The 19,542-nt window shown below is 33.8% G+C and carries 14 protein-coding genes; 12 read left to right on the top strand and 2 right to left on the bottom strand.

Annotated features, from left to right (window positions below):
- The first annotated feature begins 14 nt into the window (after positions 1–14).
- On the top strand, positions 15–1,283 hold the full coding sequence (gldJ, locus tag EGI22_RS00510) for a gliding motility lipoprotein GldJ (protein WP_255065608.1): 1,269 nt from the start codon (positions 15–17) through the stop codon (positions 1,281–1,283).
- Positions 1,284–1,315: 32 nt separating this feature from the next.
- On the opposite strand, the gene EGI22_RS00505 is transcribed toward gldJ, so the two are convergent.
- Entirely contained in the window at positions 1,316–2,020 is a 705-nt protein-coding gene (locus EGI22_RS00505) for a ComF family protein (protein ID WP_255065607.1), read from the bottom strand.
- A 6-nt stretch (positions 2,021–2,026) separates the two neighbouring features.
- Here EGI22_RS00505 and EGI22_RS00500 point away from each other — a divergent pair, with 6 nt between their 5' ends.
- The 11 genes from EGI22_RS00500 to EGI22_RS00450 all read left to right on the top strand — a co-directional run bounded on the left by EGI22_RS00500 (position 2,027) and on the right by EGI22_RS00450 (position 18,615).
- A complete protein-coding gene (locus EGI22_RS00500; RefSeq protein ID WP_255065606.1) occupies positions 2,027–2,386 on the top strand; it encodes a hypothetical protein in 360 nt (119 codons plus the stop codon).
- Positions 2,383–3,147, top strand: coding sequence for an exodeoxyribonuclease III (locus EGI22_RS00495; protein ID WP_255065604.1), 765 nt, complete (start codon positions 2,383–2,385; stop codon positions 3,145–3,147). Before EGI22_RS00500 ends, EGI22_RS00495 begins: the two co-directional genes overlap by 4 nt.
- Positions 3,148–3,200: 53 nt before the next feature.
- A complete protein-coding gene (locus EGI22_RS00490) occupies positions 3,201–6,497 on the top strand; it encodes a DUF4175 family protein (protein ID WP_255065601.1) in 3,297 nt (1,098 codons plus the stop codon).
- A gap of 55 nt (positions 6,498–6,552) precedes the next feature.
- Entirely contained in the window at positions 6,553–8,415 is a 1,863-nt protein-coding gene (gene mnmG / locus EGI22_RS00485; protein ID WP_255065600.1) for a tRNA uridine-5-carboxymethylaminomethyl(34) synthesis enzyme MnmG, read from the top strand.
- The gene (locus EGI22_RS00480; RefSeq protein ID WP_255065599.1) at positions 8,412–9,986 is read left to right on the top strand and encodes an Ig-like domain-containing protein; all 1,575 of its coding nucleotides are present in this window, start codon (positions 8,412–8,414) and stop codon (positions 9,984–9,986) included. The genes mnmG and EGI22_RS00480 overlap by 4 nt, the downstream gene beginning before the upstream one ends.
- A 375-nt stretch (positions 9,987–10,361) precedes the next feature.
- Positions 10,362–12,167, top strand: coding sequence for a tetratricopeptide repeat protein (locus EGI22_RS00475; RefSeq protein WP_255065598.1), 1,806 nt, complete (start codon positions 10,362–10,364; stop codon positions 12,165–12,167).
- A gap of 289 nt (positions 12,168–12,456) precedes the next feature.
- Complete coding sequence (locus tag EGI22_RS00470) at positions 12,457–13,359, top strand: hypothetical protein (RefSeq protein WP_255065596.1); 903 nt, start codon at positions 12,457–12,459, stop codon at positions 13,357–13,359.
- 3 nt (positions 13,360–13,362) lie between these two features.
- Positions 13,363–14,307 (top strand): quinolinate synthase NadA, encoded by a 945-nt coding sequence (gene nadA, locus EGI22_RS00465; RefSeq protein ID WP_255065595.1) that lies wholly within the window; start codon positions 13,363–13,365, stop codon positions 14,305–14,307.
- 13 nt (positions 14,308–14,320) lie between these two features.
- A complete protein-coding gene (locus EGI22_RS00460) occupies positions 14,321–15,046 on the top strand; it encodes a 3'-5' exonuclease (RefSeq protein WP_255065594.1) in 726 nt (241 codons plus the stop codon).
- A 311-nt stretch (positions 15,047–15,357) separates the two neighbouring features.
- A complete protein-coding gene (locus EGI22_RS00455; RefSeq protein WP_255065593.1) occupies positions 15,358–17,673 on the top strand; it encodes an acyl-CoA dehydrogenase family protein in 2,316 nt (771 codons plus the stop codon).
- Between the two features lie 9 nt (positions 17,674–17,682).
- Complete coding sequence (locus tag EGI22_RS00450) at positions 17,683–18,615, top strand: polysaccharide deacetylase family protein (protein WP_255065591.1); 933 nt, start codon at positions 17,683–17,685, stop codon at positions 18,613–18,615.
- 148 nt (positions 18,616–18,763) lie between these two features.
- On the opposite strand, the gene EGI22_RS00445 is transcribed toward EGI22_RS00450, so the two are convergent.
- A complete protein-coding gene (locus EGI22_RS00445) occupies positions 18,764–19,114 on the bottom strand; it encodes a hypothetical protein (protein ID WP_255065585.1) in 351 nt (116 codons plus the stop codon).
- Positions 19,115–19,542 lie beyond the last annotated feature (428 nt).

The following is a 19,542-nucleotide window of genomic DNA, read 5'->3' as shown; positions in this document are numbered from 1 at the left end:
AAAATAAAAAAAGAATGAAGAGACTTATTTTCAGTGTAACAATTCTTACACTTTCTCTTTTTGTAGCTACCTCTTGTAGCAAAGGTAAAAAAGCTACCAGCTTACATCCAGGCAGCAAAAGCCGAACAACTGGCCAAGCTTACGCCAAAAAAGGAAAGGAAGGCTTCCAAGTAAATGATTTTGCTGGACAACCCGCTGGTCCTAACATGGTATTTATAGAAGGTGGGCGTTTCACAATGGGTACTCTTGAGGAAGATGTAACTTACACAAGAGACAACATCGAACGTACGGTTACTGTGGCTTCGTTTTACATGGACGAAACTGAAATTGCAAACATCGATTATTTAGAATACTTGTTTTCGGTAAGCCAAGATTCTACAAGAGAGTTTGTTCAGTCAGCCATGCCAGATACTACCGTTTGGGCGAATGAAATGTCATTTAACGATCAATACGTTGATCAATATCTTCGTTATCCTGGCTTTAGAAATTATCCAGTAGTGGGTGTTTCTTGGGTACAAGCAAACGATTATTGTAAATGGAGATCTGCAGTCGTAAATGCGGGATTATCTGCAAAATATGGAGATGGGTCTAAGAAAAAAATAGGCTTGCCTTTCGGAAAGAAAAAGAAAGGTGCTGCTGCTGAAGCTGCTGCCGCTCCAAAAGTAACAGGTAGAGTGCCAATCGAAACAGGTATCAATATTCCTGATTTCCGTTTGCCAACTGAGGCAGAATGGGAATATGCTGCTAAAAGTATGATTGGAACGCAATATCTTGACGAAAACCAATCTAATCAAAGAATTTACCCTTGGGATGGTTCGGCTATGCGTAAGTCTAAAGGAAAAAATAAAGGTAACATGATGGCCAACTTCAAGAGAGGTAGAGGTGACTATGCGGGTATAGCAGGTAAACTAAACGACCAAAACATCATTACTGCTGAGGTATATTCGTTTACTCCGAATGATTTTGGCCTTTATAATATGGCCGGAAACGTAAACGAATGGGTTTATGACTTATACCGTCAAGGTTCTTACCAAGACTTTAATGACCTGAATCCTATTCGTAGAAGTGACTTCCAAGACGAGGCAAAACTTTATGACAAAGAGAACTTTAACTCATTGATAGACAACAAAATGAGAGTTTATAAAGGTGGTTCATGGAATGATATCGCTTACTGGTTATCTCCAGGAACAAGAAGATACCTTGAGCAAGATTCATCCACTTCTACAATCGGTTTTAGATGTGCAATGATATCAGTAGGTCCAAAAGGAACTAAGAAACTGTAATTACTTAATTAAAATAGAATAGCCGCGGTTTATTAATAAGCCGCGGCTATTGTTATTATATACAGTTCCATACATCCAGCACCTAACAATGCATTTCCTGCTTCTTCAATAGTTGACCCAGTTGTTAAAACATCATCCACCAGAGCTATTCTTTTACCCTTTATTTGGCTTTTATCAATAACTTCAAATACCCCTTCGATATTTTTAAACCTAAAAAAACGACTTTTCGTCTTAGTTTGTGAAATTGTAAAGGTAGTTCTTACAAAAGAAGTAGTATCAAAAGGCACATTTAAACCCGCTGAAAGACCTTTTGCAAACTCATCAGCCTGATTGTAGCCCCGTAGCTTAAACTTGTCTGTATGAAGCGGAATTCCGAGAATTAGATCAATGTTTTTTGCAAAATCTATCTCCTTTAAATCATTTGCATACATTTTTCCAATATATTCTCCCAATTCTGGCTTATTTTTGTATTTTAGAGCATGTAGGATGTTTTGGACTTTCCCTTTTTTAGAAAATTTCAAAAAAGAATATACATGTTTAACGTTCAATTTTCCCCAAAACTTACGCTCAATAAGTTCAATCTGCTGGAAATGCGAATTTGTTTTAGGAATACTCATTATGCATTCAATGCAAATGTGTTTCTCCGCTCCGAGTACATTTTTCTCACAGCTGAGACAAATTCTCGGATAAACAAAATCTAAAAGAATATCTAAATAATTTTTAAATCGTGTTTTCATTAGTGTATGTCATTAGAAATCAAAGATAATAAAGAAATATGGGACAATTTAATTCGTTTTTTAAAACAAACAACGGGTAAAAAACCCAGCGATTTAAATGCGGTATTATTTTTAATAGGAATTCAGGAATTAGGAAAAGGAAATATACGTTTTTCGAAAGAAGAAAAACAAGATATATTACATATTGCCATCTGTAAAGTGCTTAGTTTGGGTGAATATTATAAATTAGAAGGAATTGATGCCGAAGGCTGGCCTCATTGGGTGAACATAAAACCGTTACCTCCATTTGATTTATTAAGTCAGGAATTATTATTGAAACATTTTATTATCGAATATTTTAGAAACGAAATAGGCTTACATATATGAAAATTACCACTTTTAATGTAAATGGTATACGTTCGGCACTAAACAAAGGACTTGAGGACTGGCTAAAAAATCATAATCCTGATATACTTTGTTTGCAAGAAATAAAACTTTCTGAAACCGAACTTGTTGAGCCTGTATTTACAGCTCTAGGCTACCATTGTCATTGGTATCCTGCTCAAAAAAAGGGATATTCTGGTGTAGCTATTTTAAGCAAAACTAAACCAGAAAACGTTTCTTACGGAATAGGTATTGATCAGTATGATTCAGAGGGTCGAACTATTATAGCAACATTTGAAAAGTTTCACGTGGTTTGTGCTTATTTTCCATCGGGTACCACTGGAGATATTAGGCAAGACATAAAAATGAAATTTTTAGACGATATATACACATTTGTTCATGCCTTTGAGAAAACGAACAAACCATTATTGCTTTGTGGAGACGTAAATATATGTCATGAAGAGATAGATATACATAATCCTAAATCTAATGCCAAAAGCTCAGGTTTCCTTCCAGAAGAAAGAGCATGGGTTGGCAAGTTTCTTGATAGTGGTTTTATTGATAGTTTCAGACACAAAAACACTGATCCCCAACATTATACCTGGTGGTCTTATAGGGCAGGAGCAAGGGCTAAAAATTTGGGTTGGCGTATTGATTACATTTTTGCAACGGCAGATGCAGAAAATATTATTGCAAATGCCAATATTCATGCTGACGTTGTGATGTCCGATCATTGTCCTGTTTCTGTTGAATTAAGCATTTAATAAATTCAACAGAATTTTATATAACTATTTGATTAATAGACATTTGAATTAAAATGATACAAAATAAAGAGCTCACAAATCTATTCGATAAAATATCGGAATACAAAAACAAATATTATAAAAATTTGCTTTTGAAAGGACTATTATTGAGCTTATCCTTGATATTAGCTTCTTATATATTCATAAATTTCTTAGAATTTTTTGGAAGGTTTGGATCTAATTTCCGAGCGGTCTTATTAATTGGCTTTATTGGAGTATCTGCGTACACACTATTTTTCTATATTCTAAAACCACTATTTTATTTACTTAATATTAATAAACCTATCAGTAATGAATCTGCAGCTGAACAAATAGGCACCTTTTTTCCAAACATAAAAGATAAACTACTTAATACACTACAATTGGCTTCAGGTTTGTCTGATTCAGACAACTCACTTCTAGATGCTAGCATTAGTCAAAAAACAAAGGAACTAAAGTTTATAAAATTTGCCGATGCTATTAACTTTAAAGAAAACAGAAAATATTTAAAATATGCCCTTCCTCCTTTGCTTTTAGTATTACTAATTTCTGCTATAGCTCCAACGTTTTTTAAGAGTACAGAAAGAATCGTTTTCTTCAAAAAGAATTTTGCAGAACCTGCCCCTTTTCAATTTGAAATACTAAACAAAAATTTAAAAGGTGTAAAAAACGAAGACTTCCAACTTAACCTACGCCTACTTGGAAATTCTTTGCCAGAAGATGTTTTCTTGGTTTATAATGATAGAAAATACAAAATGAATCTAAAAGATTCTAGAAATTTTGATTTTACATTCTCAAAACTACAAGAGGAGACAGACTTTCATTTTCTTGCAGGAGGGTTTACTTCAAATACTTTTACTTTGGCTATGTTATCTAGACCTAGCTTACTATCATTTAATGTTAACCTGAAATATCCAGGATATTTAAACAAACAACAAGAAACTTTTGATAATGTAGGTAATTTAATAATTCCGGAAGGAACTGTAGTAGAATGGAAATTTAAAACTGATGCAACGGATTCTCTAAAGGTTCTTTTCGAAAATGCTAAACCATTTAATGTTTCTAAAGGCCTTATTACCGATTATAACTTTCAAAAAAGAATGTCTCAATCAGCTAACTATGAACTGATTTTGAAAAATAAAAACGCAACAATCAATGCTGATAAAATCTCTTATTACATAAACGTAATACCCGATAAATATCCACAAATAAGCTTTGAACAAATAAAAGACAGCAGCCTATACAACTACATAGGAATAGGAGGGACTATCTCTGATGACTACGGTTTATCAGATTTTAAGTTTATGTATAGAACAAAATCAGGTAAAACCCCCTTTAAATCTGCGGATATACCTTTTAATAAAACTTCTATTTCTCAAACCTTTTTCTATCAAGTTAACATAAATTCTCTTGGCTTAGAAAAAAGTGATCAATTGGAATACTATTTACAGATAACCGACAACGATGGTGTGAACGGCCATAAAAGCACAAAGTCAACAACGATGACATTTGGTATGCCTACTTCACAGCAGTTTGACCAAGAAGTAGAAAAACAAATTGAAAAAACTGAAGATAAATTTGAGGACTTATTACAGAAATCTAAAGAATTTAAAAAATCACTTGAGAACCTTGAGAACGACTTAAAAAAGAAAAAAGAACTAGATTTTCAGGACAAAAAAGAATTTGATGACCTTCTTAAGAAAAAAGATGAACTTTTAAACGAACTAAAAGAACTCCAAAAAGAACTTCAGGATTTAAAAGACAAACAGAATAGGTTTGATAAACAAAGTCCTGAGCTTCAGCAAAAGATGGATATGCTTCAAAAAATGCTTGACGAACTTATGAAAAACGAAGATTCTATGGCTTTAGAAGAAATCAAAAAAATGATGGAAGAACAACTCAATGATAAATCCTTAGACAAGATGAATGATTTCAAAAAGAATCAGAGAAATCTAGATAAAGACATCGAGCGAACAATGAAACTTTTTAAAGATTTACAATTAAAACAAAAAGTAGAAGAAGCAGTAAAAGACCTTGAGAAACTTGCTGATAAACAAGAGAAATTAGCTGAAAAAACTGAAAAAGAAACGGATGAGAAGAAGTCTGAAGAGTTAAAAAAAGAACAGGAAGATATAAAGAAAGAGTTTGAAGAGAAAAAAGATAAACTAAAAGACATAGATAAACTTAGTAAAGAAACTAAAAAAGAAGTAGACACGCAGAAAGAAGAACAGAAAGAGGTATCCGAAGAGCAGGAAAAAGCTCAGAAGGAGATGGAGAAAAAAGACAATAAAGCTGCCAGTAAAGCTCAGAAAAAAGCTTCAAAATCTATGCGTAAAATGGCTGCACAAATGTCAGAAAGTATGATGGATGGCGAGATGAAACAACTAGACTTAGACATTGATGCATTACGGGATATTCTTGAAAACCTTTTGACAGTGTCACATGATCAAGAAAGAATCATGAAAAACTTCCGTAACATTTCGGTATCTGATCCAAGGTTTGTGGGTCTTTCACAAGAACAATTGAAGATAAGCGACGACTCCAAAATGATTGAAGACTCTTTGTATTCCTTAGCAAAAAGGGTGATGCAGATTGAATCTTTCATAACCAAAGAAGTAACAGATATGAAAAACAACATAGACGAATCTGTAACTCTAATCAGAGAAAGAAAGCTTCCACAAGCCGCAGCGAAACAACAATTCTCTATGACATCGATGAACAATCTAGCCTTATTACTAAGTGATACTTTCAAACAAATGCAACAAATGATGGCCATGTCGATGCCAGGATCTGGCAAAGGCGGCAAAAATGGAAACTCGCCAAGCGAAGGAATGGGCGATCAGCAGAAAGAAATAAATGGTAAAATTGAAGGATTGGGTAGCTCAGGGAAAGGAGGAAAACAAATGTCTGAAGAATTGGCTAAGATAGCCAACGAACAAGCCAAGGTAAGAAAACAACTCAAAGAACTTCAAGACCAGCTGAATGGAACCGAACAAGGGAAAAAACTTGGAAATGAATTGAACGAAATCCAACAAAAAATGGATGAAAGTGAAAACGATTTGGTAAACAAAAGAATCAATTCTACTCTATTGAAAAGACAAAAAGAAATTGAAGTCAGACTTTTGGAAGCAGAAAAAGCAATCAAAGAACAAGAACTTGATTCCAAAAGAAAATCAAATTCGGGTGTGACATTCAATCGTATTAGTCCTCCAGATCTCGAGAAATTCAAAAAAGAGAAAGCGAAACAAGTAGAACTAATTCGCACTACACCTCCAAGTTTCACTCCTTTTTACAAAAAACAAACAGATAATTATTTCAAAAGAATCAATTAAAAAATGTTTCACGTGAAACAAATCATTTAATGTTTCACGTGGAACCTAAAAATATATGTTCGAAAAATACGATGTTATAGTAGTAGGAGCAGGGCATGCTGGATGTGAAGCAGCTCACAGTGCTGCTACGATGGGTTCAAAAGTTTTACTTATCACCATGAACTTACAGACCATAGCACAGATGTCTTGTAACCCAGCAATGGGTGGCGTCGCGAAAGGTCAAATTGTTCGTGAGATAGATGCTCTAGGTGGAATGTCTGGAATAGTATCCGACGAAACTATGATTCAATTTAGAATGCTTAACCGCTCAAAAGGCCCAGCAATGTGGTCACCAAGGTGTCAATCTGATAGAATGGAGTTTGCCATAAATTGGAGAGATAAACTAGAAAAAAATCAAAATGTTTCATTTTGGCAAGAAATGGTAACAGGTCTTTTGATAGAAAATAATTGTGTAACAGGAATAAAAACATCTCTTGGATTGGAGATAAAAGCCAAAACTGTAGTACTAACAAATGGTACTTTTCTTAATGGAAAAATACACATAGGTGAAAAAAACTTTGGTGGCGGTAGAACAGGAGAGTCAGCAGCTTATGGAATTACAGAGCAATTAGTGGAATTAGGGTTTGAATCTGGTAGAATGAAAACTGGTACACCACCAAGAGTTGATGGTAGAACTGTAAACTACCAAGCAATGGAAGAACAGAAAGGAGATGAAAATCCTGAGAAGTTTTCTTACACGAATACACTACCTCTAAAGACTCAAAACAGTTGTTGGATCAGCTATACAAACTTGGCAGTTCACGACGAACTCCGCAAAGGTTTCGATAAATCACCAATGTTTAATGGTCGGATACAAGGACTTGGTCCAAGGTATTGCCCATCGGTAGAAGACAAAATAAACAGATTTGCTGACAAAGATAGCCATCAGATTTTTCTAGAACCCGAAGGTCGTACCACTATAGAAATGTATGTAAATGGATTCTCAACATCTTTACCTGAAGATATCCAATACGCCGCTATTCGTAAAATTCCAGGGTTTGAAAATATCAAAATGCTAAGACCAGGATATGCAATAGAATACGATTTTTTTCCTCCAACCCAGCTTAAATTAACTTTAGAAACTCACCTAATAAAAAACCTATTTTTTGCTGGTCAGATAAATGGAACCACAGGATATGAAGAAGCAGGAGCTCAAGGTTTAATGGCAGGTATAAACGCCCATAGAAAAGCGTTCGAACAAGAAGATTTTATCTTAAAAAGAGATGAAGCCTATATTGGTGTATTAATAGATGACTTAGTAAATAAAGGTACTGACGAACCTTACAGAATGTTTACCTCTCGAGCAGAATTCAGAACTATTCTTCGACAAGATAATGCAGATATAAGATTAACCCCCAAAGGTCATGAAATAGGATTAGCATCTACCGAAAGATTGGAAAACGTAAGTCGAAAAATAGAAAATTCTGATAAGCTTTATAAAGAATTAGAAGCAAACAAAATCAGTCCAGAAGATATTAATCCATTTTTACAAGAAAACAACTCTGCACTTATTAAAGAAAAAGCCAGCTATTATAATTTATTAAAAAGACCTGAACTAAATATATCTATACTAAAATCAGCTAACGATAAGATTTCGAACATTATAACAGCTTATCAAAAAGACGAAATAGAACAAGCTGAAATAAAAATTAAGTACGAAAAATACATAGAAAAAGAACTTCTCCTAGCACAGAAACTTTCAAAATTTGATGACCTCAAAATCAACCCAGACTTTGATTATGAAAATCTAAAATCAATATCTATTGAAGCAAGACAAAAATTAAAGAAAATGAAGCCTATCACTCTAGGTCAAGCCTCAAGAATAAGCGGTGTATCACCTGCAGATATCTCAGTTATTATGCTTCACTTAGGCCGATGAAAAAGTATATATTTATTATAAACTTAGTTTTTTTATTTGGCTGTGCCCAGTTTGTACCGCCAACAGGAGGTCCTAAAGACCTGACACCACCAAAGCTAGCTTTATCTATTCCAGAAAATAAAACAATAAATTTTAAAGGTAATACCATCACTTTGGAATTTGATGAATACGTAGATATCACAGCACTTAGACAGGAGTTAATTATTACTCCTGATCCTAAATCTCTTTACAACGTAAAACAAAAAGATAAAAATATTAAACTCATCTTTGATAAACCTTTTGAAGACAGCACAACTTATACTTTCAATTTTAGAAATGGCATAAAAGACTTGAATGAGAAAAACCCAGCAAAAAATCTAAAAATAGTCTTAAGTACAGGGCCACAAATCGATTCTCTAAGCTTAAAAGGTAATATAATAGATCTTCATACCAAAAAACCTATATTAGACGCTCTAGTGGGCCTATATAAATCAGATACATTGCCATTATCAAAGAAAAAGCCAGATTATTTCATAAAAACAGACACATTAGGCAATTTTCAGTTCGAAAATATAAAAAACAATAAGTATTTCGTAATGGCTTTTTATGACAAAAATCAAAATTTAATATTCGACCAAAAAAATGAAAACATTGGATTTCTAAAGGATTCAATAATTTTAAACCAAAATATAACTTTAGATACCATCCAAATATATCCTGCTAACTACACAAAAAATAAAATTAAAAAAATTATCAGCAGAGAAACAGAATTCATAATACAATTAGATAAAACGGCAAAAAAAGTAGAATTAGAACTTAAGGATCCATTTTTAGTGACTTATTATGATAAGTCAAATATAAACATATTTAAATTGGATCAACTAAATTCAGACACACTAACAACAACAATTATTACACAAGACTCACTAAATATAATAGACACACTAACACAAAAAATATATTTTGCTAGCCCTTTAAAAAACAAACGAAAAATACAAGCATTCCCAATATTAAACACTTCTATCTATAAACAAGAGCAAACTAAAAATATCAATTACAATTTGAACTTTCAATATCCTATAACAACTTTTGATAGTACTAAGATAATTTTCAAATCAGATACTGTGATTTCGGAACAGCCATCTTTCAATTGGATTAATAAAAATAGACTAAATATTACCATAACAACTAAAGCTAAAAATATTGTAGAATTACTTATACCCTCAAATACCTTTACAAACTATAGAGGCGATACTAACACACTATATAATCTAAAAACAAAAATTCTAGGCAAAGAAGAATTAGGAACACTCGAAGGCTACACGATAAATAAGGAAGGCACAAAAATTGCACAATTAATAAATGAAGATTCAGGTCTAATCACTGACGAACAAATCTTCAAAGACAAATTTTTCTTTGCTGATATTATTCCAGGAACTTATAACGTTAAAATCATAATAGACGAAAACGAAAACGGAATATGGGATCCCGGAAACATAACAACCCTAGTAATGCCAGAAAAAATACTTATTAACAAAACTTCAATAAGAGTTAGAGGTAACTTTGATTTAAAAGACATAAAAATTGAATAGTATGTGGAAAACCAAGTGGAAAAGACCATATAATTGTGGATTAACTGAAAGTAATATGGGGATAAATGTAAACTTATAGGAAAATAAAATTCTAAACATGAAGTTTTACCAATAAGTGTATACTTTCGTAAATATTCAAACAATTAATACACAGAAAAATTTAAAAATATTGAGCAATAAAATAAATACAATATTATTAACACATAAATGTAAAATATTGAAAATAAACATAATAAGTGTGGAAAAAGTAATAACTTATCCACATAAAAATATAAAAATCCACACATAATTTTCAAAATTAAACTAATCAACATTTACACACACATAGTATTAAATAACAATAAATTAATTAATAATATATTCTTTTATTTATATATGAATTCCAAAATAAGAAAAATCATTTTTTTGTTGCTCGTGACTTTTACCGGAGTTTTTGCTCAGGAACTTGAACTAGCAAATTCGTATTTCAAACAAGGGGAATATGACAAAGCTGCAGAGTTATATAAAAAACTTAGTTCGGACAGAAACAAAGCTAGACTGATTCATGCAGATTATTTATCTACGATGACAAAGCTTAAAGATTTTGACGCAGCGGAGAAATTTTTAAAGTCACAGATAAAAAATAATGGGAATCAAATAAGCTATAGAGCTGACTTAGCCCAGTTACATGAAATTTCCGGACAATCTGACTTAGCAAATGTAGAATACAATAGTTTGATTGAAGAAGCAGCCAAAGTAGATAATTACGTTTACGAACTTCAAAACTTCTTTTATAAAGCCAATAAAATAGACATGGCTGTTAAATTGCTTTTGACAGCAAGAACTAAAGGAAAAGACGCTCATAAATTTGATACACAGTTAGCACGTGGATATTTATATCTTGATCAGAAAGATAAGATGCTTGAAGAGGTGCTTGGCTTTGGCGTGAGAAGCAAGAACTACGCTTATGTACAGGCTACCATACAAGACAACATTAAAAGCGATAAGGAGATAGATATGCTCGAAAAAATACTTTATGGTAAAATACAAGACAGCCCCAATGAGTCATTTTATACTGAGATTTTAATTTGGCATTTTACACAAAAAGCAGACTTTGCTCGTGCGTTTATACAGGCAAGAGCATTAGATAGACGTCAAAAACTTTTCGGATTTAAAGTATTTGAGTTAGCTGGAGCAAGTTATAATGCCAAAGACTATAAAAATGCTGCTAAAATGTATCAATACATTATGGAGGAATATCCAGATGGCGAGCTGTATCCTTATGCAAGAAGATGGCTAATACAAAGCAAAGAAGAATTGATAAAAACTACGTTTCCTATTGATAATGAGCAAATTAAAGATTTAATTGAACAGTACAATCTACTAATAGTTGATGTTGGTATTAATACAAAAACCATAGAGGCACTTCGTAACATGGCTTTGTTAAATGCCTTTTACTTGCAAAATCATGACAAAGCCATAGAAATATTAGAATCGGCTATAGCAAGTGCAGGAAATAATCAAAAATTTATAGATCAATGTAAATTAGACTTAGGTGATATTTACATTTTGAAAGATGAGCCTTGGGAGTCCACTTTGCTGTATATGCAGGTAGAAAAATCCCAAAAAGAAGATAATCTAGCCGAAATAGCTAAACTTAAAAATGCAAAGCTGCAATACTACACCGGTCAGTTTGAACTGTCAAAAGAAATTCTAGACATACTCAAAAAGGCCACAACGCGAGAGATTTCAAACGATGCTATGCAATTGAGTCTATTAATTCAAGACAATACTGGCCTTGATACCTCGGAAGTGGCAATGGCTGAATTCTCTAAAGTAGATTTATTAATTTTTCAGAATCGTTACGATGAAAGCATTATACAATTAGATTCATTGTTTCAAAAATACAAATCGCATAGTTTAGCTGATGAAATACTTTGGTTAAAAGCCAATACGCTACTGAAAATCAACAAGATAGATGAAGCTGTAAAAGATTTAAAAGCTATTATAGAAAATTATAAATACGATATTCTAGCAGACGATGCCTTATTTATATTGGCAAAAGTGACAGAGGAAAATCTCAAAGACAAGCCAAAAGCAATGGAATACTACAGGACATTATTGAAAGATTATCCAGGAAGTATTTACGGTGCACAATCAAGAATAAGATTTAGGGAATTGCGTGGAGACAATGTTAATTAATTGACTATCAATATTTAATATGTTGATAAGTGCTAAATTTTATATTTCTAAACAAAAAATATTTAATTTTCAAAAATCCTGAAAAGGTCTTGTTATTATAATAAAAGTAATCGCCTTTTGAACCTAAAACCCTGTAAGGATTTAACTTTTTGTAAATAGTGACAATCTTAATTCTGATTTTAAAAGATTATAAAAAACTGTTTGAATAAATTTATATTTTCACATTTTACTTCAATTTAATTTCTAAGTTTTCATAAAAAAACTATATTTGTTAAAACAAAAATTCACCTTGAATTTATTAATCAAAATATCATCATTCGCTTTTCTATTAGGCTTACAGTTTAGTAAAGCACAAATTAATCCGTGTTTACCAATTGAAATTTATACGCAAAAGGAGGGAGCTTCCATTAGCAAAATACTTGTTGAATACGACAAATTCGATAATATCATCAGCAGAGAAGTTATACAATACTATGGAAATTCTCCAACATCTAGCAAAGTTGTAAATGAGTATAAAAACCCCAATAGACTGATAAAATCACAATATTTTGTAAACAATGTACTTACCAAATCAGTAGAAAAACAATATGATAATCTGGGAAAACTTATTGCTGAAACAGAATCTAATGGCGTAAAACAAAACAATAGAGGAACATTAGTAGATAACAAATTCGAACAGGTATATTTTAATGAAGATGGGAGTATAGCTGCAAAAACGATTTCAGAAAACAGCAATTCAGGAGAAAGTATTTCAAGATATAATGGAAACAATGTCCTTATTTCTTCTAAAAGAAACGTTCTTAACGCTTCTGGGAAAATTGTGGAAAATGAGAACAATGATGTTTTGGGTAAAGTAAAAATTTTAGAGAAGAATACGTATGACAGCTCTAACCAAATATTAAAGTCCGAAGAATATGTAAATGATGTTTTGAAGACCCATAGGACATATGAATACACAGGTAATTTATTGCGAAAACTTACTGCTTTTGATGCTAACAATACCGAAGATTATAGAATTGAGTATAATTATGAAAATGGCAATGTAATAGAAGAAATAGCGTATTACAAAGGGGAACTATCTGGTAAAAAAGTAAAAACTTACGACGAAAAAAATAATTGTATTAAAGAGACCAATTACAACAAAAACGGTCTTATAATAAACGAAACAACATTTAAATATACTTGTAAATAAAGGATGGATTTAGTAGCAGAAATTAACAGATTAAAAAAAGAAAAAAATGCCGTTATTCTGGCACATTATTACCAAACTGCCGACATTCAAGACGTAGCCGATTACATTGGTGATAGTCTTGGCTTGTCTCAAGAAGCAGCAAAAACTGAAGCGGATTTGATAGTATTTGCTGGGGTAAAATTCATGGCCGAAACTGCCAAAATACTCTCTCCATCCAAAAAAGTAGTATTGCCAGATATCAATGCGGGATGTTCGCTCGAAGAATCGGCTCCGGCTGATAAATTCAAAGCTTTCAAAGCAAATTATCCAGATGCAGTTGTTATTTCATACGTAAACTGCTCAGCAGAGCTCAAAACTCTGACAGATATAGTTTGTACAAGTACCAATGCCATTAAAATAGTGGAGAGTGTGCCTGCAGACAAACAAATCATATTTGCTCCTGATAAAAACTTGGGAGGATATATAAACAGAGTGACAGGCCGAAACATGATACTTTGGGATGGAGCTTGTATGGTCCATGAGGCATTCTCAGCTAGGATGTTGAAAACCATGAAAGAAAAATATCCTGATGCTTGCGTAATAGCTCACCCAGAATCTGAAAAACCAGTTTTGGATGAAGCAGAATACATTGGCTCTACCACAGGATTACTAAAATATACCATCAATAGTCCTAAGAAAGAGTTTATTGTAGCTACAGAATCAGGTATTTTGCACCAAATGCAGAAAGCTTCGCCTGATAAAGTGTTCCACGTGGCACCAACATCTAAAGACGGTCGTGCATGCCAGGCCTGTCAAGATTGCCCACACATGAAGCTCAACACGATGGAAAAATTGTATAACTGCTTAAAAGACGAATCACCAGAGATAATCTTACCAGAACAAACCATAAAAGACGCCAGGGCGGCCATAGATCGCATGTTAGAGATTTCGGCAAGGTTTGGGTTATAAAACACAAAAAAACATGTCAGAGCCACGTTTACAGCTTAAAAACATTCTCTTTCTCGATATCGAAACGGTGTCGCTTACCAAGGATTTTGATGAGTTACCCATAAGACTGCAAGAACACTGGAAAAAGAAGGCTCTGAGACTTAAAAAAGACGAAGAACACAAACCCGAAGATGTGTATTTCGAAAAGGCGGCGATTTACGCCGAATTTGGCAAAGTGATTTGCATTGGGGTAGGAGGGTTCTTTGAACAAGAGGACCATTCAAAGTTTAAAGCAAAAACGCTTGTAAATACCGACGAAAAGCAGCTTTTGCTAGATTTCAAAAAACTTATAGAAGAACACCAAGCCAAAGATGCACTGATACTTTGTGCACACAATGGCCGCGAGTTTGATTTTCCGTATTTGTGCAGGAGAATGCTCATAAACGGCATAAAACTCCCAAATGTTCTGGATATAACAGCCAAAAAACCTTGGGAAGTTCAACACATTGATACCCTAGAATTCTGGAAATTTGGGGATTATAAAAACTACACCTCCTTAGATCTCTTAGCCTCAGTATTCGACATCCCAGGTTCCAAAAGCCTGATGGATGGCTCAGAAGTTAACACCAACTATTACCACCAAAACAACCTCCAAAAAATCACAGAATATTGTCGTGAAGATGTGGTAGTACTAGCCCAATTGTACTTAAAACTTAACGGAAGAGATATTTTAGACGAAGGGGATATTTTTAGAGTGTAAAACAATTTTCCAAAATTGTTTGATTTAGATGAAAGGTAAGACCTTAAAAATGTCAATTATAGCATTTAACAAAGCTCACAATTTATAATCTAAAATAATTTTGGAAGACCCTCAAAGTACATTCATAATTTTTTCGGCTATTTGGGAAAATGCATCTTCTTCAAGTTGCCATTTATTTAGTGGGTGTAAATATAAATTTATCATAGACCAATTTTTCATAAAAGACCAAATTTAACCTCCTAAAAAACTCCCAAAATCCACTCAAATTTCCTACTTTTATAATCATATTCACTATTCAACCGTAATACAACATGAATTATTCACCCGGAGTTTTAAGTGTTTTACCTATTTTTTATGTGGGTTGGGCAGACTCGGTTTTGAGTCCATCCGAAATGCAATTGATCAGAAATCAGGTTCAGAAAATCCCAAACCTGAGTATTGACGATAAAAAACTATTGATAAGCTGGACAGATCAGAAAAACCCGCCCAATGCCGAGACTTTTGAATCTTGGAAACAAGCTTTGGTGGAGTTTTCGCCTGACTTAAGCCAAAGAAAAAATCTGGTACAAATAGGTCTGGAGATGGCCAAAAAAGCATCTTCGGCCAGCGATAAGGCTATTTGGGATGCACCACTTGTGCAGCAGGCTATAATTGAACTAGAACATAGCTTAGGTCTTGACAACAGTCTTTCACAACAAGCATTTTACAATGCCATATATTCATCTCAAAACATAGAGCTGGAAAAGCAGGATGCTTTTGATGTTTTAAAAATGCAGGCACATTTGGATGGTCCTTGGGCAGAATTAAAAACCCGCACTAAAAAATTGATTATGGATGAGTTTTTTAGGGTACCCACAGACCTAAGAGATAAAGACGCCTTAAGATTAAAAATACTCGAACAATGCAAAGCATTGGCTGAGCAAGGTTTGGGAGCCTACACTTTTTCAGAAGAATATGGTGGAAAAAGCTCACCGGCAGGCACAACTGTTATTTTTGAAGCGTTGGCGATGGGAAACCTGAGTTTACTGATAAAATTTGGCGTACAGTTTGGCCTCTTTGGCGGAGCTGTCTATTCGCTAGGTACGGCTTATCATCATAAAACCTATCTGGAAGCTTTGGGCAGCATGAAGCTGGCGGGTTGTTTTGCCATGACAGAAACGGGCCACGGCTCCAATGTGCGGGATTTAGAAACTACAGCAACTTATATTCACGAAAAAGGAACTTTAGTCATACATTCACCTACCGTTACAGCAGGAAAAGAATATATCGGAAATGCCCTGCATAGCAAAATGGCCGCTGTGTTTTGCCAACTCATAGTAGGAGAAGAGAACCATGGTATTCACGCAGTATTGGTTCCACTTCGCGATGAAAACCACCAGGAATTACCAGGTATAGCCGTAAAAGACAATGGCTATAAAATGGGACTGAACGGTGTGGATAACGGCCGGATCTGGTTTGATAAAGTAGAAGTTCCAGTGGCTAACCTGCTCAATAAATACGGCAGCATAGATGAAAATGGGCAGTATTCAAGTCCGATTGAAAATCCTTCAAAACGGTTTTTTACGATGTTGGGTGCTTTGGTAGGCGGTAGAGTTTCGGTAGCAATGGGCTCAAATACAGCAGCCAAAAAAGCCCTGGACATTGCCATTAGTTATGCTTTAAAACGCCGACAGTTTAAGACCTTAAGTCAGGAGACCGAAACTTTGATATTGGATTATCCAACGCACCAGGAGCGTTTGTTTCCACTATTAGCCAAAAGTTATGTATTAAGTTTTGCACTGGAGCGAATGCGGGAAAAGTTTGCGGATAGTATGCACTCAGACGACAAAAGAGAGGTGGAAGCCTTGGCGGCAGGAATAAAAAGCTATGCTTCCTGGCATGCAACGCATACGATTCAAGAGTGCAGAGAAGCTTGCGGCGGAAAAGGGTATTTGGCCGAAAATGAGTTAGCAGACCTAAAAGCCGACACGGATATTTTCACCACTTTTGAGGGAGATAATCATGTTTTACTACAATTGGTAGCCAAATCAATACTAACGGAATTCAAACAGGAATTTAACGATGGTGGTTACGGTGCAATTGTGAGGCATTTGTTTAAAAGAGTCAGCAGCGAATACATAGAGAAAAACCCATTTTCAGCCCGAAATACGGATGCTTCGCATTTGCTGGATGTGGAGTTTCATTTACAAACGCTAAGGTATCGCGAAGAAAAACTGCTGTTTAGCTTGTCAGACAGAATGCGTAGTTTCCTTAAAAAACGTATGAATCCGAATGATATTTTTTTAAGAACTCAAACACATATGATAAGCCTAGCCATGGCCAATATCGAAAGGTATATACTTGAATGTTCGAATGATTTCGTTTCTAAAATGGAGGATTCATCCGAGAAAGAAGCCCTTTTGACCCTCCAAAATGTATTTGCCTTAGATGCTATCTACAGGGATCGAGGATGGTTTTTGGAAAACGATTATCTGAGTGGCGAAAAATCAAAAGCTATCCGGAAAGTTTTGGCCAAAACTTACAGAGATATACGTCCGAATGCCGGACTGTATGTAAAAGCATTTGGTATTCCTGAGGTTTTGCGTAATGCTGAGATTGTAAAAAGGGAGCAAAGTGTGGTAAACTAAAAATATAAAATGAAGATTATTAAAGTACTGATTTTGTTATTTATCTCGAATTATGCTTTTTCTCAAACTAAAAAAGTATGTTTTACGATAGATGACTTGCCTGTGGTAAACTACGGAAATAATGGCCAAGATTTTCATCTAAAACTTACCGAAAAACTACTAACAGGACTAAACCAGAAAGGAATAAAAGCCATAGGTTTTGTAAATGAAGGTAAGATGTACGATAAAGATGGTGAAATTATTCCGTTTCAAAAAGAATGCCTTGAAATGTGGTTAAAAGTAGGGATGGATTTGGGAAACCATACGCTTAGACACCATGATTTTAATAATACGGATTTTAACCTTTATACCTCTCAAATTATTTCTGGAGAAAAGCAGACCAAAATGCTATTAAATAAATATAGGAAGGATTTGAAATTCTTTAGACACCCTTTTTTGCACGTAGGAGCTACAAAAGAAAGAGCCGATTCTTTGGCTATATTTTTAGAAAATAACAAATACACCGTGGCACCAGTAACTATTGATAATGAGGACTATATTTTCGCGAGTGCTTATGCCAAAACTTTAAATAAAGGCGATTTGGACTTAGCAAAAAAGATAGGAGAGGAGTATATAAAATATATGGAAGCAAAGGTTTTGTTTTATGAAAAACAATCTGATGCTATGTTTGGGAGACAAATAGCCCAAACCTTACTTATTCATGCCAGCCAGCTCAATGCAGACTATATTATAAAATTGGCTGAAATGTTTGAAAAAAATGGGTATGAGTTTGTTGGATTAGAAACCGCATTGTCTGACAAAGCTTATGAAACGCCAATTACAAAGTTCGGAAGATACGGCATTTCTTGGATAGACCGATGGGCTCTCTCGCAAGGCAAAAAAGGAGACTTTTTTAAGGGTGATCCCGAAACGCCTAATTTTGTGGTTGATTTGAGTAAGTAATTTAAAAACAAGTTTTTTTCATCTGAAAAGATAGAATCAAAAAATTAGATTATTAAAAGAATGAAATTGAATTTTTGTTTGAGCGAATGCAAAAAAAAACTGATTCATAATTTGAATCAGCTTATTAAAAACTAAATGCGAGTATAGCCTAAATATGTATCACTTCTGATAATTCTAGCTCCTTTGCAAGTTCTTGGGCAAATTTCAAATTACCTGTAGGAGCCATTAAATACAATTTGCTTGATTTCATTTTTGCAAGCGTATGAAACAACGTCACGTGTTCCTTTGTTTCTTTCAGATCATCTGCTTTTAACACTACCTGCATATAAAACTTTTTACCATTATAGACAGCGGAAAGGTCAGGAGTGAACTCCTTATTATCATTTGAACGAGTAAAATTAATTGGGTTTTCGAAACCTTCAATTGTTGCTTTTATATCAGTAAAGCCCTTTTTTTTAGCCCAGGCTATGGACTTTTCTACATGCTTTTCTTTGCTCATTAAATATTTAGAGGGGAAAATTGCTTCTTTTACAGAATTATTAAGAAGCAGTGAATACCTGAATTCTGTAAAATTAGCTAAAATAGCCTATAAAAACTAAAAACCAATCTATTTTAAGATAAAATTTTGTAAATGAATTGTTTTAAAATAGGTACTTTTTTTCAAAAAAACTTTGATTTCTGATTGAAAGTGCGAATATTTTTTATTGCAAAATTCTGAGATATTGATTCTACACTTAAATAAAATTATGCTACTTACCTTTAATTATAGTTAAAACAGTTAAAATGAAAATTTTTATTATTGAAAATAAATTGGTTGAGCATTATACTTTGTTCCATGAGAAATTGCTAGCTATTTAATTTATTTAAATGCAGTTAAAACAAATTTCGCCCCTGTCCATGCTTTGTCCATGACCTAAATTAGGTATA

It is taken from the genome of Lacihabitans sp. LS3-19 (genome assembly GCF_024343575.1).
Classification (GTDB): Bacteria; Bacteroidota; Bacteroidia; order Cytophagales; family Spirosomataceae; genus Leadbetterella.
The sequence above is the reverse complement of the archived record's forward strand: the minus strand, read 5'-3'. Positions and strand labels throughout refer to the sequence as shown.